We start from the raw sequence: 15,145 nt of genomic DNA, 5'->3' as shown, positions 1-15,145 counted from the left end.
GACGAGAGTACATTAATATCAATAGTTACCAACTTGATTTCACCCAGCAATAAAGTAGTTGTTTAGGAACCACGACCTCCGAGTCGTGGGTGGGTTGGCCTTGCGTCTCATGTCATATATTTTAATGAAGTCTAGTCGCAGCGCAGTGGAAATCTGTATAAATCTTATTGATGCCTAGCCGGAGCCAGTGGCTGATAACCTGACAATTTATGGGGCAATCACGCCTCGGCACAGTGGCCTCGGTTCCTTTAATGCTAATATATTTTATTGTAAAATGAAATTTTAAACTTGTCAATTTAAATGCAGTCTCGTCGCAGCACAGTGGCAAAAAACCTATCGAATTATGGGGCAGTCACGCCTCGGCATGGTAGATGACACTATCGAATTATGTTGCAGTCACACCGGAGCACAGTGGCTAAAAATCTGACAATTTATGTTGCAGTCACGCCGGAGCCAGTGGCTCCGGTTCCTTCGTCAAATGCCCATTAAGGGCATTTGGTTGCCATTCTGGCAACTTTACTCAGTCATTCAAAATCTTAACCGACATCATAAAACGTAATTGGTATAATCACTATATTGGGAGGTATTCGGTATTAAAAAGTAATAGACGGGGGAAGAGAAGTTAGAGGCATTATTTCCGTATTAGGTATTTTGATGATAAGCTAAAAATCAGTATCTTATGGAAAATAATTTTTAAGTCATGGAGGGTAAATTTAAAAGCCTCTCACTTAAAGACTTTCAAATGCGGTTTCCAGATGAGGAAAGTTGCAAGAAGTATTTGGCCGAAAAAAAGTGGGGCAATGGGTTTAAATGTCGGCGATGTAATCACCATCATTATTGTAGTGGGGGAAAACCCTTTATGAGGCAATGTACTTCCTGTCGATACAAAGAATCGGTGACTGCGAATACTTTATTTCACAAAGTCAAGTTTCGACTGGTTCATGCATTTTTTATCGTGTATCTGGTTGCCACCAATAAAAAAGGTATTTCATCGACTGAATTAAGTCGAAAGCTTCAAATACAGCAAAAGACCTGTTGGCTATTTCGATTAAAAGTTCTACAAGCTATGGAGAGTAAGCTAACCATGGGGCTAGAAGGGAATTTAGAAATTATTGATTTTACCTTGGGCAAGAATAAAATTAAAAAGAATGGCCAGGTTAAATTTGTAAAAAAGCGGGTCTTTATGGCTATTGAAAAAAAAGGCAAGGGGGTATCTCATATGTATGCCTATTACAGCAAGAATAAGAGTAGTCGTGAATTAAAGAAGTTTGTAAAAAAATATATTAAGGAGAAATCTTCCATCATTTGTCCCAATTGGTCAAGTTACAAACCTTTACAATTGGATTTTGATGTCACCTTTGCCCAAAGAAAGGGTAAAAAAAATAGAATGGGATTGTCAAAAAGAATAGCGTCAAGCTTAAAAGCTTGGTTGCGTGGTATGCATGGTCATGCTGAATTACTTCAATATTACTTAAATGAATACAGCTACCGATTCAATCGAAATCAGATGAAGGAGGGTATTTTTGATCACTTATTGGAGCGTATGGTGGAACACAAGCCTAGGACCTATCTTGATATTATCACCTATCACCCTAATCAGTGGGTGATTCCTCCCCACTCTACCCAAATATCACCATTCCCATAAATAAATTAAATATGTAATACCAATTACCTTTTATGATGTCGTAAAATGATGTCGTAAATCTGCATTTATCCCGCTTCCCCCTATAATGGTGTTACTTCACAACCATAGTCCAGCCTCTAATCCCTCGAATTTCCCCTGGTCAAAAGAAACCTTCATCATTAATCCTGTACCGAAAACATTGAATTAGAAAAATACTACATGATCTTTTCCTTAAAAACGCTTACCACACTATCCCACTCAATTGAACAATAAAACCTCTCCTGTCTTCACCAATACCTCTCCCGAACAGTCATACCTGATCTTATATATAAATACACCTGGATTCTGCCTCTTACCCTGAAAAGTCCCATCCCAAGCATCAGCGGGATTTTCAGTGAGAAATACTCGATTGTTCCACCTATCAAAAATCTCAAACGAATACATCTTTTGGATAGATGCCGGCACGGGAATAAAAAACCGATCATTTAAACCATCGTCGTTTGGAGTAAATGCACGGGGCATTGGTATTTCATCACAACCAATATTTTCACTATCAACTACCCTGACCAAAACCGTATCCTCTACCTGACAATCGGAATAATCAAAATTTAAGGTCAATTCTGTGGTCTCTTCAATATCTACAGTTGTATTAGTCATATCGAAAGGATTGACCGCCGTACTCGGTCTCCAATTTACTTGGGAAGCACAAGTATGGGATACTACGGGTTGAAAAACCGTCCCCTTCGCCACTACCGTATCTTGAGTTATAATCTCATCAACTGGAATATCCAAACTTCGAATTTGCAATCCAGACAGGGGATGATTGAATACCTTTACCTCATCTATTAAACCTCTAAAGGGCTTATCCAAACTAGAGCTACAATTGGTCAATCCCAAAGTCAAAACTCCATCATTGGCTATATTGGCATTCCTCACTCCATTGTCATCCTCTGCTATCAATTCTTCATTCTCGTATACCAAAACCCTAGATCCACTTCTTACGATGACCAGATGAATCCAACAAGTTTTTCTCTTAAGCCTAGCATTGATGGTATTGGTGATTCCCGTCTCTCCTTTCATATCTACCGCAATCCCACCGTTGCCATATCGAACCACTATTCCCACCGGATCACTACAGTTGCTAATCTTGGAGAGCAATACCGAATTCAATGCACTAGATACCGGTCTAAAATACAAGCTAATCGTAAAATTATTAGCCTTAAAATATTCATTGACATTGCCATTAAATTGAATCTTGTCGTCTACTCCATCGAACATCATAGCCTCGCCTCGAACTCCACATCGACATTCCGCTCCCGTAACCAATCCATTAGAATTGTTCCCACTATCATCCACAGCATCGCAAAGATCAAAGGTATAGGCTGCTTTAAGAAAATCATTTACGCTGCCCTGTCCATACACCACGTGCATACTCAACATCGTCAAGATGAGTCCAAAAAATTTATTCATTATCACTAATTTGACTATTTTCCAAATAGATCACCCAATCCTCCCATTCCTGGAGGCATTATATCGCTGATCAACTTTTGGGATTCAGTTTGTTCCGCCTCAGAGGCCATACCAATTACATCATTGACTGCTGTTACCAGTAAATCTTGCAACTGATCAATATCACTTAAATCCAATTTATCCGAGTCAATCTCAATGTCGAGAATCTCCCTTTTGGCATTGGCTTTCACGACCACTGCCCCATCCATGATTGAACTCTCTAATAGAATACTTTCAAGCTTTTTCTGAAGCTCTGCTTGACGCTCCTCGATATTTCCAAATAAATTTCCAAACATAATGACCCTATATTAATTAGTGATTAAAACTATTCCTCGACACATATTATTATACCAATTGAATAGACATTTTATAAATAAAGAATACATAAAGCAGGATTAAAACTACCCCTTCGTATCGATTGACCCTTCCACTAAAACAAATTAATGCAAAAAGCAAGGTAACCGCCATCATAAATGGTACCGCAAAAGTATTAGTATTGGCCGGAATTACCAGATCGGCAAATAATCCAGGTATACCCATAACTGCGTATGAATTAAAAATATTAGATCCCAAAACATTGCCTATGGCCATCCCTGCTTTCCCTTTCCTCGCTGCCGTCACACTGACTACCACCTCGGGCAATGATGTCCCCAAAGCCAAAAGGGTAAATGCCAAAACTCCACTTCCTATGCCCAAATTATTGGACAATCCCTGCAATCCCATTACCGTATACCTAGATCCCAAGTATACCAATACTCCTCCCAATGCCAAGAGTAAAAAATCCAACTTCCTGAGTTTAGTCTTATTTTCTTCTTCAAATTGATTGGACTTTACCGAATTGATCATAAAACCGACTAAGGCAGCTAAAAATATCAAGGCCTCAAATTGACTAAATATAAGATCATCGATGGCAAAATATATAAAAATCGCTGATCCAATCAGCAATGGCATATCTACATCCATGATATTGTACTCCAACGGGACAACCTTGCCGAGAATGGCCACAATACCCAACACCAGTAAAATATTGGTTATATTAGACCCCACCACATTACCGATAACGATCTCCGAATCACCTGAATTAACCGCAGCGATCGAAGAAGCCAATTCTGGTAAGGAGGTTCCCATAGCAATTACAGTAACTCCCAAAATAAAGGAATTAATGCCAAAAGCAAGCCCCAAACGCTCTGCAGCATCTACAAACCAATCAGACCCCTTGATGAGGACAGTCAATGAAACAATAAATATTAATAAATTTATAGTCAAATTGTATTCCATAAATAATTACTTAATTTTTCTAACTCAAAGATATAATATTATAACACTCGATTCAGTAACCGCAGAAATCATTCCACATGGCCAAAAACACCGCTAAATATAGAAATTGTCCATATCATTGTATAGCGACTGTAAACTTTAGTCATCGCATTTGCAAAGATATCTATCTTTTTTCCATCTAAATGACTAATTTTGGTTTTCAATTATAAATCATGATTTTCACATTATGCCACTCGATCAAATAGACGTAGATAAATTAGAGCTTGATAGCAATAAGAAGGAGGTAAAAGAAATGTCATTTCTCGACCATCTAGAAGAATTGCGATGGCACCTAGTACGTGCCTTAGTCAGTATTTTTGTGATTGCTATTATAGTATTTCTATTTAAAGATTTCACCTTTAAGAATATCATCTTCGCTCCCAAGGAGAGTAACTTCTTGACTTATCGGGTTTTCTGTGCCCTTGGAGATATACTATGTCTAACCCCGCCCGACTTCAACGTCCAGGCCTTTAAAATAGAGGAACAGTTTGTCACCCACATTAAGGTTTCTTTCTTTTTGGGTTTCATCATTTCCTTTCCCTATATATTTTATGAAATATGGAGTTTCGTCAAACCCGGACTCTACGACAAAGAAATAAAAGCAGCCAGAGGAATTGTTGCCATTTGTTCTATCTTATTCCTTATTGGGGTATTATTTGGCTACTTTATAATTACTCCATTTGCCTTGACTTTCCTCACCAATTACAACTTGGCCGATACCGTAGCTCAACCGACTTTGACCTCATACGTCAACAACCTGACCATGTATACCCTGCCCACTGGATTGCTATTTGAACTTCCTGTAGTCATGTTTATGCTTGCTAAAATAGGGATAGTTACGGCTAAAGATTTAAGGGCTTATAGAAAAATAGCCTTTGTAGTCATCTTGGTTGTCTCGGCGATTATTACCCCGCCAGACATGATGACTCAGTTGATGATTACCTTCCCATTGTATATGTTGTACGAGTTGAGTATTTATATTGTAGTGCGTGTTGAAAAAAATATAGACAAGGATGAGTAAGCGTATTAGTTCTTCTATTACTTTGTTATTGAGACTGTTTGTTCCTGTATTTTGGTTGGTCTTTTTTGGCGCCTTTTCTATAGCCATACTATTTTTTAGCCAGGAAAATATGCCTCAATTTCAAACCCTCGGCTTTAGGATTGGAGTCATTGTATTTTACCTCATCGGTGCTCTCTTTCTCTACTTTACTTTCTTAAAATTGAAAAGAGTCGAGGCCGATAATGATTTTGTCTATGTCACCAATTATTTTAAAAACTATAGGTATCCCTATCACAATATTGAAAAAATATCGGTGACCAACCTCATTCTATTCCAATTGACCACTATTCGGTTAAAAGAAAAGGGAAGCTTTGGCAAAAAGATTCGCTTCTTACAGAGTAAAATTAAATTTGTTCAAGCGGCAACCGAGTTCCCAGCCTTAAGGGAATTGCTCGACAAAAGCCAAATTGATTGACAACTTTTTGAGTTATTTCAACTGAGAATTGTATTTTGTATCTTGTTCTACAAAACGACACTTTACAAAAACATACAATAAATCACTGAATGAATCGTAGAAATTTTATCTCGAGAACCACTCTTGCGGGCGGAGGAATTGTGGCCAGCACTCCTCTATTGAAGACTAAAAAGAAAGAAAAACGCTACCAAAATGGAAGAAGTCCATGGCCAATTTGCCTTGATACTGCCACCATTCGTACGGCTTCTACTCTGGAAGAAAAGGTAGGCATTGCCATTAAAGCTGGCTATGATGCCATCGAACCGTGGGATAGAGAGTTAATTCAATTCGAAGAGCAAGGCGGAAACGTCAAGGAATTAGGAAAAAAAATAAAAAAAGCAGGACTCTTTGTCCCGAGTATGATAGGACTTTGGGGTTGTATTCCAGAAAATGAAGCAGCGTTTCAAGCCTCACTCCCAGAAACCAAAAATAGAATGCGATTGGCCGCTGAAATCGGTTGTAGCCATGTTCAGGCCATTCCCAATAAGGTAGGAGAAAATTATGATCACGGTTTTGTAAGTCACTGCTACCGTCGTCTGTTAGACATTGGAATAAAGGAATTCAATATAATACCATCCCTGGTTTTTGTTAAAATGTTTCCTCTTAAAACCCTAGGTCAGGCCACTGCAGTTGCCCTAGATGCCGATCATCCTCAAGCCAAAATCATCCCAGATGTATTTCACATGTACATCAGTGGAGGTGGGTTCAACGGCCTTAAACAACTGAATGGAGATCTTATCGCTATATTTCAATTTAACGATGCCCCTGCCAATATGGCCAGAGAAGATATGCAAGACAAAGATAGGGTGTATCCCGGCGACGGCATATTGCCATTGCCCGAAATCCTCAACGATCTATACGCCACTGGTTATAGAGGCTGTGTATCCCTCGAATTATACAACCCCGAGTATCACCAACAAGATCTTTTGCAAGTCGCTAAGACAGGATTAGAAAAAACCCTTAAAGTCATCGACAAGGCTGGAGTATAATTTCAAATTCGAACAAAATCCTATACTGACACTATCAGATTCGGATAGGTTCAAGAAAAATAGTTATTATAAAAAAAGTGTCATTGAAATACTGCGATCTCAATGACACTTTTTTTTGTTCTCTTCATCCAATGATAAAGTTTCCATTTCATCACCTACTTTCAAAATATCATTGATCGTCAGATGATTAGTACGGCTTGAAATACAAGTAATTCTCCTTTTATAATAGGATATGAATTTATCTTCTGCCGAATTTTCTACCTCGACTGCTCTTGCCCTTGTATTTCTTGTTGGGCTTAGTGGTTTTTTGTGTAAACTGAGACAGTCTCATTATCAATGATCTGCCCTTGTATTCTGCCGACTCAAACGAAGAAATCACCACATCTTTGTGTTGGCTATCCAATTCGATAATGGTATGATTTTTAAAGATTTCTATTTTACCTATTTCAATTCCTTTGAACGGTAAAAATTCATCTAAAATTCTAAAAATCGTAGTGGGTTCCATTTTATCCCTTCTTCCCAAACTCAAGAAGAAGGTAGCAAAATCTTCATTGTGATTATTGCGTTGGGCATTGCGGTCTTTGGTCTGACCATTGGCATTAATATCCTGGTTGTCCTTGTAATATTCCGCAAATCGATTGAATTCAATTGAAACAAATCGTTTAATCAAATCTTCTCTGTCCATGCCCGACAATTTTTCGAGTATGGCTGGCATAAATGCATCCATTTTGGAATTATCTATACTTACATTTTCCACTCTATCTATCATCGAAAACAATTGCTTCTCGAATATATCGGCTCCTACTGGGACCTTTCGCAATTCAATTTTCTTACCGATTTTTCGCTCCAAAGCCTTAATTGCTCTGGCTTCACTTGGGTTGATCAACAATAGTGATTCTCCGTGATTCGATCCCCTTCCCGTTCGACCACTTCTGTGGATGTACAAATCATAGTCATCGGGCAAATTGTAATTGATGACGTGGGTCAAACTATCGACATCCAATCCTCTTGAAGCCACATCAGTCGCTACGAGTAATTGAAGGTTTTTGCGTCGAAACTTACGCATTACTTGATCCCTTTGTGCCTGTGACAAATCTCCGTGTAATGCATCGGCATTATAGCCATCTTGGGCCAAGCTATCGGCCACTTCCTTGGTCTCTCGACGGGTTCTGCAAAATATGATGCCGTATATATCGGGATTCAAATCCGCCAATCTTTTAATGGCTGCATACCTATCTCTATTCTTTACCACAAAATAGGCATGAGTAACATTCTCAGAACTCTTGTTTTCACTAATTACCGTTATAGTAACGGGATCAGTCATATACTTATTCACCATTTTTAAAATGGGCGAAGGCATAGTGGCTGAAAAAAGCAAGGTCTGCTTATGGTCAGGTGAAGACGCTAAAATAGCATCTAAATCATCTTGAAAACCCATGGATAACATCTCATCGGCCTCATCTAGTACTAAAAATTTAATATCGGAAACTATTAATTTTTTTCTTCTAATCAAATCAAGGGTTCTACCTGGTGTACCCACCACGATCTGGCTTCCCGCCCTCAATTCTTTAATCTGTTGATCAATGCTACTTCCCCCGTATACAGCCGTCACAGAAACGTTACGCATGTGTTTGGAATAAGTTTTAAGATCCGCTGCTACTTGTAGACACAATTCTCTGGTAGGACACAAGACCAATCCCTGAATGGATTTTACATTGTCTTCCAGTTTGTGCAACATTGGTAATCCAAAAGCAGCCGTCTTTCCAGTCCCTGTTTGTGCGGTTGCTAATAAATCTTTTTCAGACCCTACCACTTGCGGTATGGCCTCTTGTTGTATGGGTGTAGGTTGTTCATAACCTAATTCGCGAATCGAAGACAATAACTCAGCCCTCAATCCTAATTGCTCAAATGTAATCATGGCGCGAAGATAAATTAAATATTCCGCCTAGCTTAAATAATTGGAAATTTTTAAAACATAATTTGGTAAAATATGAGATATTTGATTTAACTTGACCATTTACTAAGCCCTCTTCACAGTCAGATTGCTGACAAATCTCCTTCCGCGTCTACAATTTCACAAATAGATTACTTGCTCTCCCCCCTATCTCACAGCAAAAGAAGAGATTTCAATTCCCAGGTACATCCCTTTCATAAATAAAAAAAGGCCAACGAATTTTAAGTTTTCGTTGACCATTATATTTTACACCAATGCATTGGGGTATTATACAGTGAGTGAATCAATCACTATATATCCACTTTGGCATATTTTGCATTTTTTTCGATAAAGGCACGTCTCGGTGGAACATCCTCTCCCATTAACATACTAAAGATTCGATCTGCCTCTGCCCCATCTTCAATGGTTACTTGTTTTAGGATTCTCTGCATTGGATCCATGGTGGTTTCCCACAATTGCTCGGCATTCATCTCTCCCAAACCTTTGTACCGCTGTATTTTCACTGAATCGGGATTCCCGCCATCGGCAAAAAAGGCCACAGCCTCCTGTCTCTCTTGCTCCGACCAACAATATCTAAATTGTTTGCCCTTGCTGATCTGATACAATGGTGGTGAAGCGATATATAGATAACCATTTTCAACCAAAGCTCTCATATATCTAAAGAAGAAGGTAAGAATAAGTGTAACAATGTGACTACCATCGATATCGGCATCACACATGATGACTATCTTGTGGTAACGCAGTTTTTCTATATTCAAAATTCTATCTCCGTCTTTCTCTTCAATGGAAACACCTAGGCCGATAAAAAGATTTTTGATCTCTTCATTTTCATAGATCTTGTGTTCCATGGCTTTTTCGACGTTTAAGATCTTACCTCTCAAAGGCAATATCGCTTGAAACTGTCGATCTCTACCTTGTTTGGCAGTACCGCCCGCAGAATCTCCCTCAACGAGGAATATCTCTGAATCTTCCGGTACTTTAGAAGAACAATCTGACAATTTTCCCGGCAATCCACCTCCTGTCAATACATTCTTCCGCTGAACTATTTCTCTCGCCTTTCTGGCGGCTTCTCTCGCTGTTGCAGCAAGAATAACTTTATCTATGATTCGCTTGGCTTTGGTTGGATTTTCTTCCAAAAATATCTTTAAAGCCTGACCTACTGTTCTAGACACTATACCGGTCACCTCGGAGTTTCCGAGCTCTCCTTTGGTCTGTCCTTTAAACTGAGGCTCAGGAACTTTAACCGATACTACCGCAGTTAATCCCTCCCTAAAATCCTCACTGGATACATTGACCTTGGCCTTGGTAAAAAATCCTTCGTCCTTACCATAGTTTTTAAACTCCCTAGTCACGGCCATTCTAAAACCATTGACGTGGGCACCACCTTCTCGTGTATTGATATTGTTGACAAATGAACTAATGTTCTCCGAAAACGAAGTGTTGAATTGAAGAGCAACCTCTACCTCCACATTGTCTTCCTTGCCCTCTACATGAATGGGGTCTTCAATCAAAGGATCTTTACTTTCATCTAGGAACTTAACAAATTCAGCTAAACCTCCTTCAGAATAAAAATCCTCTCGCTTATATTCTTCACCATCTTTTTCCCTTTTATCCGTCAACGACAAGACCAAACCTCTATTCAAAAAGGCCAGTTCTCGCAAACGATGGGCAAGAGTATCGAATTTGTATACCGTTGATTCAAATATTGTAGGATCAGGTCTAAAGAAAATCTTGGTTCCTGTCACATCGGTATCTCCCGCTACTTCTACTTCAGTGGTAGGTTTCCCCAGTTCGTATTGTTGGGTAAATATTTTACCTTCTCTATGGATTTCGGCACTGAGATGTGTTGAAAGCGCATTTACTACTGAAATACCTACACCGTGTAGACCACCGGATACTTTATAGGTATCCTTGTCAAATTTTCCACCGGCATGGAGTACCGTCATTACAACCTCCAAAGCAGACTTTTGTAATTTATCGTGCATCCCAGTAGGAATCCCCCTTCCATTATCTGTTACAGTAATGGAATTGTCTTCATTAATCGTTAAGTGGATTTCAGAACAGTAACCCGCTAAGTGTTCATCAATGGAATTGTCAACCACTTCCCACACCAAATGATGAAGTCCTTTAGAATCAGTCGTCCCAATATACATCCCCGGACGCTTTCGCACCGCTTCTAACCCTTCTAAGGCCTGAATATTATTGGCTCCGTAATTATTTGATTGGTTTGACATATATACTTGTTTTTAAATCAGCACACAAAGGTACAATAAAACAGTCACTTAATAGTATTTCATCTGATGATTAATCACTCATTTTTATCTACACTATAGAAATCAATGGCAGCCTCCAATCCAAATCCCAAACTAACCGCCAAAGTGGATTAATATAATGAAACAGCGCTATTTATCTATTATTTATTCTGATATCCCCGCCAACCTTGCAAGCCTCCAGTATGTAAGAAAAATACGGTATTCCCCCGAGCTATCAATCCACATTTTATCATTTCACACAGTGCAAACATCGATTTGCCATTGTATATGGGATCCAATAATAAACCGGTTTGCCGATAAAATTCTTTTAAAAATTCTTGCAACCTTGTAGGAGCCTTTCCATAGCCCCCAAAATGCCATTGGGTCAATATTTTGATATGGTGAGATTCTAATTGCCAATGTCGTTTAATACTTTGATCAAATTGACTGCCTTTCAATGCACTGATGCCCCAGAGCTCTTCCTCGGATTTCATCACACTGGCCAATCCAGCCAAGGTAGCTCCAGTCCCCACGGGACAAATAATATAATTGAAACTGTCGAATTCTTCCCTAGTCTCCGACAATGATTCTGCCACTCCCCGGAGTGACAATGGATGGCTCCCTCCTTCCGGAATCCATAAATAATCTGAATATTGTGAAAACTCTTTCTCATACCAAGAGGGATTCGCTCTCTGCTTGTATTGACCATCGGATAGAAAAATCAAATCAGCTCCCCATTGTCTTACATCATCCAGGGTAGGATTTTCTCTAGCCTTGCCCCCTGCTGACCGAACCAATAGTACACAAGGAATGTTTTCTTGTCGGCATAAATAGGCCAGGGCGTGTATGTGATTAGAAAAGGCACCACCAAAACTGACGATGCCTTTATATGATTGAGTTGTTTTGTATTCCTCTATGATGTATTTCAGCTTTCGAAACTTATTGCCCGATACAACGGGATGCAATTCATCATCGCGTTTCACAAAGACGGACACACCATTTTCATTAAACAAAGAATAATCAATTCTCTCCAAAGGTGAAAATCCCAACATTGGTTTACGCCATGGCTATTTTCTCAAGCAAGGCTTTGGTTTTCTTAATTCCTTCGTATTCGCCCAAAGTATTTCCTTCGTACTCTATACCTACATAATCGTGATAACCAGCATCGAGTACTATATCCATCATTTTATAGTAATCGGTATGACTTTCGTCTCCATTGGCATCAAAGTCGTGAGATTTGGCACTTACAGCATGGGCATAAGGCATCAATTCGGTAACGCCTTTGTATCTGTCGTATTCATCTGTGCATTCGCCATCTTTTCTGGAAATACAAAAGTTTCCAAAATCGGGAAGGGTTCCACAATTTGGCATATTTATTTGGTGCATAATTTCAGCCAACCATGCGCCATTAGAAGAATAACTACCGTGATTTTCCACCACTACATTGATATCAAATGGCTTGGCAAATTCGGCCAACTGTGCCAGACCTTCAATCGCTGCTTTTTGAACATCTTCCATAGATCCCTCTCCATGAGCATTGACTCTTATGGTTTTACAGCCGAGATATTGAGCGGCTTCCACCCATTTCTTGTGATTTTCCACAGCTTGCATACGCTTTTTGGCATCCAAGTCAGCCATACCTCCTTCGCCGTCCACCATTATAAGATTTTGGTATATCCCATGATCAGAAGCCAAACTATTCAATTGATCCAAATAGGTTTTATCCTTGGCTTTGTCTTTAAAAAACACATTGACATATTCAATGGCATCTATATCAAATTCTTCTCGAGTAATACGAGCAAAATCTAAGGTTGTCATTTCTTTGGCAAACAAAGCTTTGTGCAATGACCATTGAGCTAAAGATATTTTAAAGGCAGCCTCTTTGACATCTCCAGTCATCATTTCTTTCTCGCCCGACTCAGCATCATTTTTTTTGCCTGAATTGCCACAAGCAGCCAATCCCAACAATCCAACACCGGCAAAAGCTTGGGTCGACCTGGTTATAAATTTTCTTCTTTTCATGATATAAATAATTATGGTTTTTAATAAAATAAAGCCAATTGACAAGATAAAGAAAAAACACTCAACACTACATGGCAATCAGAATATTCTATTCCAAATCTAAATAAAAAGTTATCAAAAATCAATTTTATCTCCTAAAAACAAAGATCTAATCCGAGTCATCCACGTCTTATTTGCCAACAGCCATCACTCCCAATAAAATACCGACAATTGTTTGCATTTTTTTGATAACAATCTTACTTTGTCGACATATTTAAAATTATAATCCTTTATTTATACTATATAAAAAACATCTAAAGGCATCAATCTTTGGCATAGCCTTGTATGGTGGGGCGAAGGAGGAAAGGGGGGATTTATATTATAAACTTGCTCTACTTAAATAAAAATCTACCAAAAATGAATAAAATTACAGTTTTTGCAGATGAATATGGAAATAATTCTTTTCGATTTTAGGTTAAGTAGTGGTTAATCAGTATGAGGTGCAATGATAATTACCATAGGACTTACGGAACAAAAACATCAAATAAAAGAAGTCCTCTTGGGACGTAATCTAATAGCATAGGGTGAATGAGAGAAGTGCTCAGCACCGTAGAAAAATGACTGAATATGACTGAATGAAGTTGTCCGGAGGACAACCCAATCCAGTAAATGTGGATTGGATGAAGGAGCCAATGCCTCTGTGCATTGGGTGGGAGAGGAAAGAGTAACCAGATAAACTAAATATGACCGAGCGAAGTGCGAAGCACCGAAGGTCGTAAATCGACCTTCGGTGAGGGAACCGGAGCCCCCGTGCTCCGGATGGGTTTGCCAGGATGAAGGAGCCGCGACCACTGCGTCGTGGGTGGGTGGACCTCCGTGTCGTGGATGGGTGAGCTTATCAATTAAAAATGCATTTCGAATTAAAACCTAACAAACTATGTTGCAACATCAAATCTTTACACTACTTTCTACATTGGTTTTTATACAGATAGGAATTGCCCAATCCACTGGCACCGTTACTGACTCACGCGATGGGCAAACCTATAAAACGATCAGCATTCAAAACCCAAAGACAGGAAATACTATGGTTTGGATGGCCCAAAATCTGAACTACAAAACTCCGGGCAGTTACCCTTATAATGACAACGAAGGCAATCGTAAAACATTTGGACTGCTATACACTTGGGAGACAGCGAACAAATCCTGCCCCAATGGTTGGCATTTGCCATCGGATAGGGAATGGGCTATACTTGTGAGCAAGTTTGGCGGAACCGACAAGGCAGGTGAAGCATTAAAAAGTGACAAAGGCTGGAATGAAGGTGGTAACGGCAGCAACAGCAGCGGATTTAATGCCTTACCGGCAGGTTTGCGTACTCCCAATGGCACTTATCGCAGTCAGGGTTTCTTCAGTTTCTGGTGGTCATCCTCAATTACAGATTCTAAAGACAAAGTCTGGATATGGGATATCAGTTATGGTGGTCCTGACATGTCAATTAAATCAAAAATTTTCCGATTCGATTCCGATATGCTAGGCGGACTCTCGGTTCGTTGCGTCAAAGATTGACCTAATATACCAAATACCCTCGAACATGATTCAGCTATTTAATGGATTAAGTAGATTGGATAGTTTGTTTCAGTTCAATGAGAAGTCCTGAAAGGACGACATAAGTCAGGGCAGGACGAAGTCCTGTCTTAGTTTTGTTATAAAGAAATGAAGTCCTGAAGGGACGACATAATAAGTTAAAGTAAATACCTATCAAATTACGGGGTAATCACGTCGGAGCACAATAATGAATGTCTTGAATTTTTATGAATACCAAGCCGGGATATGACCTTAAATTGATTTGGCGGACTTTTTGCATTGTCAATCTTCTGACACGAAGAGATCATATCTTTTCATTCGCTGTAAGTAAGCGACCAAGCAACTACGTCTTTATGCAGTAATCAATCGAGATGAACCTTTTGTAAAATGAACAGCTTAATTA

Annotated in this window: 13 protein-coding genes; 5 read left to right on the top strand and 8 right to left on the bottom strand. The window is 39.2% G+C overall.

The genetic code is table 11. The annotated features are described in order from the left end of the window. Positions 1 to 700 precede the first annotated feature (700 nt). On the top strand, positions 701 to 1,645 hold the full coding sequence (locus LVD51_RS19595) for an IS1595 family transposase (RefSeq protein ID WP_236973076.1): 945 nt from the start codon (positions 701 to 703) through the stop codon (positions 1,643 to 1,645). Between the two features lie 237 nt (positions 1,646 to 1,882). Here the strand turns inward: LVD51_RS19595 and LVD51_RS19590 are convergent, their stop codons facing one another. The 3 genes from LVD51_RS19590 to LVD51_RS19580 are packed head-to-tail and all read right to left on the bottom strand — an operon-like array spanning position 1,883 to position 4,411. Beyond that, positions 1,883 to 3,094: a LamG-like jellyroll fold domain-containing protein gene (locus tag LVD51_RS19590; protein WP_236973075.1), complete on the bottom strand. Its 1,212-nt coding sequence runs from the start codon at positions 3,092 to 3,094 to the stop codon at positions 1,883 to 1,885. A 14-nt stretch (positions 3,095 to 3,108) separates the two neighbouring features. After that, positions 3,109 to 3,429 carry a YbaB/EbfC family nucleoid-associated protein gene (locus LVD51_RS19585; protein ID WP_236973074.1) on the bottom strand — a complete coding sequence of 107 codons (321 nt, stop codon included), beginning with the start codon at positions 3,427 to 3,429 and terminating at the stop codon, positions 3,109 to 3,111. 49 nt (positions 3,430 to 3,478) lie between these two features. Further along, positions 3,479 to 4,411, bottom strand: coding sequence for a calcium/sodium antiporter (locus LVD51_RS19580; protein WP_236973073.1), 933 nt, complete (start codon positions 4,409 to 4,411; stop codon positions 3,479 to 3,481). Positions 4,412 to 4,637: 226 nt separating this feature from the next. Here LVD51_RS19580 and tatC point away from each other — a divergent pair, with 226 nt between their 5' ends. From tatC to LVD51_RS19565, 3 genes are all read left to right on the top strand, one after another. Next, positions 4,638 to 5,471: a twin-arginine translocase subunit TatC gene (gene tatC / locus LVD51_RS19575; protein WP_236973072.1), complete on the top strand. Its 834-nt coding sequence runs from the start codon at positions 4,638 to 4,640 to the stop codon at positions 5,469 to 5,471. Beyond that, a complete protein-coding gene (locus tag LVD51_RS19570; RefSeq protein ID WP_236973071.1) occupies positions 5,464 to 5,925 on the top strand; it encodes a hypothetical protein in 462 nt (153 codons plus the stop codon). The genes tatC and LVD51_RS19570 overlap by 8 nt, the downstream gene beginning before the upstream one ends. 89 nt (positions 5,926 to 6,014) lie before the next feature. Further along, entirely contained in the window at positions 6,015 to 6,953 is a 939-nt protein-coding gene (locus LVD51_RS19565) for a sugar phosphate isomerase/epimerase family protein (protein ID WP_236973070.1), read from the top strand. A 238-nt stretch (positions 6,954 to 7,191) separates the two neighbouring features. Here LVD51_RS19565 and LVD51_RS19560 read toward each other — a convergent pair whose 3' ends face one another. The 5 genes from LVD51_RS19560 to LVD51_RS19540 all read right to left on the bottom strand — a co-directional run bounded on the left by LVD51_RS19560 (position 7,192) and on the right by LVD51_RS19540 (position 14,012). Beyond that, entirely contained in the window at positions 7,192 to 8,871 is a 1,680-nt protein-coding gene (locus LVD51_RS19560) for a DEAD/DEAH box helicase (RefSeq protein WP_236973069.1), read from the bottom strand. Between the two features lie 326 nt (positions 8,872 to 9,197). Continuing rightward, the gene (gyrB, locus tag LVD51_RS19555; RefSeq protein ID WP_236973068.1) at positions 9,198 to 11,141 is read right to left on the bottom strand and encodes a DNA topoisomerase (ATP-hydrolyzing) subunit B; all 1,944 of its coding nucleotides are present in this window, start codon (positions 11,139 to 11,141) and stop codon (positions 9,198 to 9,200) included. A gap of 179 nt (positions 11,142 to 11,320) precedes the next feature. Next, complete coding sequence (locus tag LVD51_RS19550; protein ID WP_236973067.1) at positions 11,321 to 12,211, bottom strand: 1-aminocyclopropane-1-carboxylate deaminase/D-cysteine desulfhydrase; 891 nt, start codon at positions 12,209 to 12,211, stop codon at positions 11,321 to 11,323. 4 nt (positions 12,212 to 12,215) lie between these two features. Beyond that, on the bottom strand, positions 12,216 to 13,181 hold the full coding sequence (locus tag LVD51_RS19545) for a sugar phosphate isomerase/epimerase family protein (RefSeq protein ID WP_236973066.1): 966 nt from the start codon (positions 13,179 to 13,181) through the stop codon (positions 12,216 to 12,218). Between the two features lie 519 nt (positions 13,182 to 13,700). Beyond that, positions 13,701 to 14,012: a hypothetical protein gene (locus tag LVD51_RS19540; RefSeq protein ID WP_236973065.1), complete on the bottom strand. Its 312-nt coding sequence runs from the start codon at positions 14,010 to 14,012 to the stop codon at positions 13,701 to 13,703. An 85-nt stretch (positions 14,013 to 14,097) separates the two neighbouring features. Here LVD51_RS19540 and LVD51_RS19535 point away from each other — a divergent pair, with 85 nt between their 5' ends. Then, positions 14,098 to 14,724, top strand: coding sequence for a fibrobacter succinogenes major paralogous domain-containing protein (locus LVD51_RS19535; protein ID WP_236973064.1), 627 nt, complete (start codon positions 14,098 to 14,100; stop codon positions 14,722 to 14,724). The last annotated feature ends 421 nt before the right edge of the window (positions 14,725 to 15,145 follow it).

The sequence above is a fragment of the Membranihabitans marinus genome (genome assembly GCF_021729155.1).
Classification (GTDB): domain Bacteria; phylum Bacteroidota; class Bacteroidia; order Chitinophagales; family Saprospiraceae; genus Membranihabitans; species Membranihabitans marinus.
Note: the sequence above shows the minus strand (reverse complement) of the source record. Positions and strands in the feature narration are given on the sequence as shown.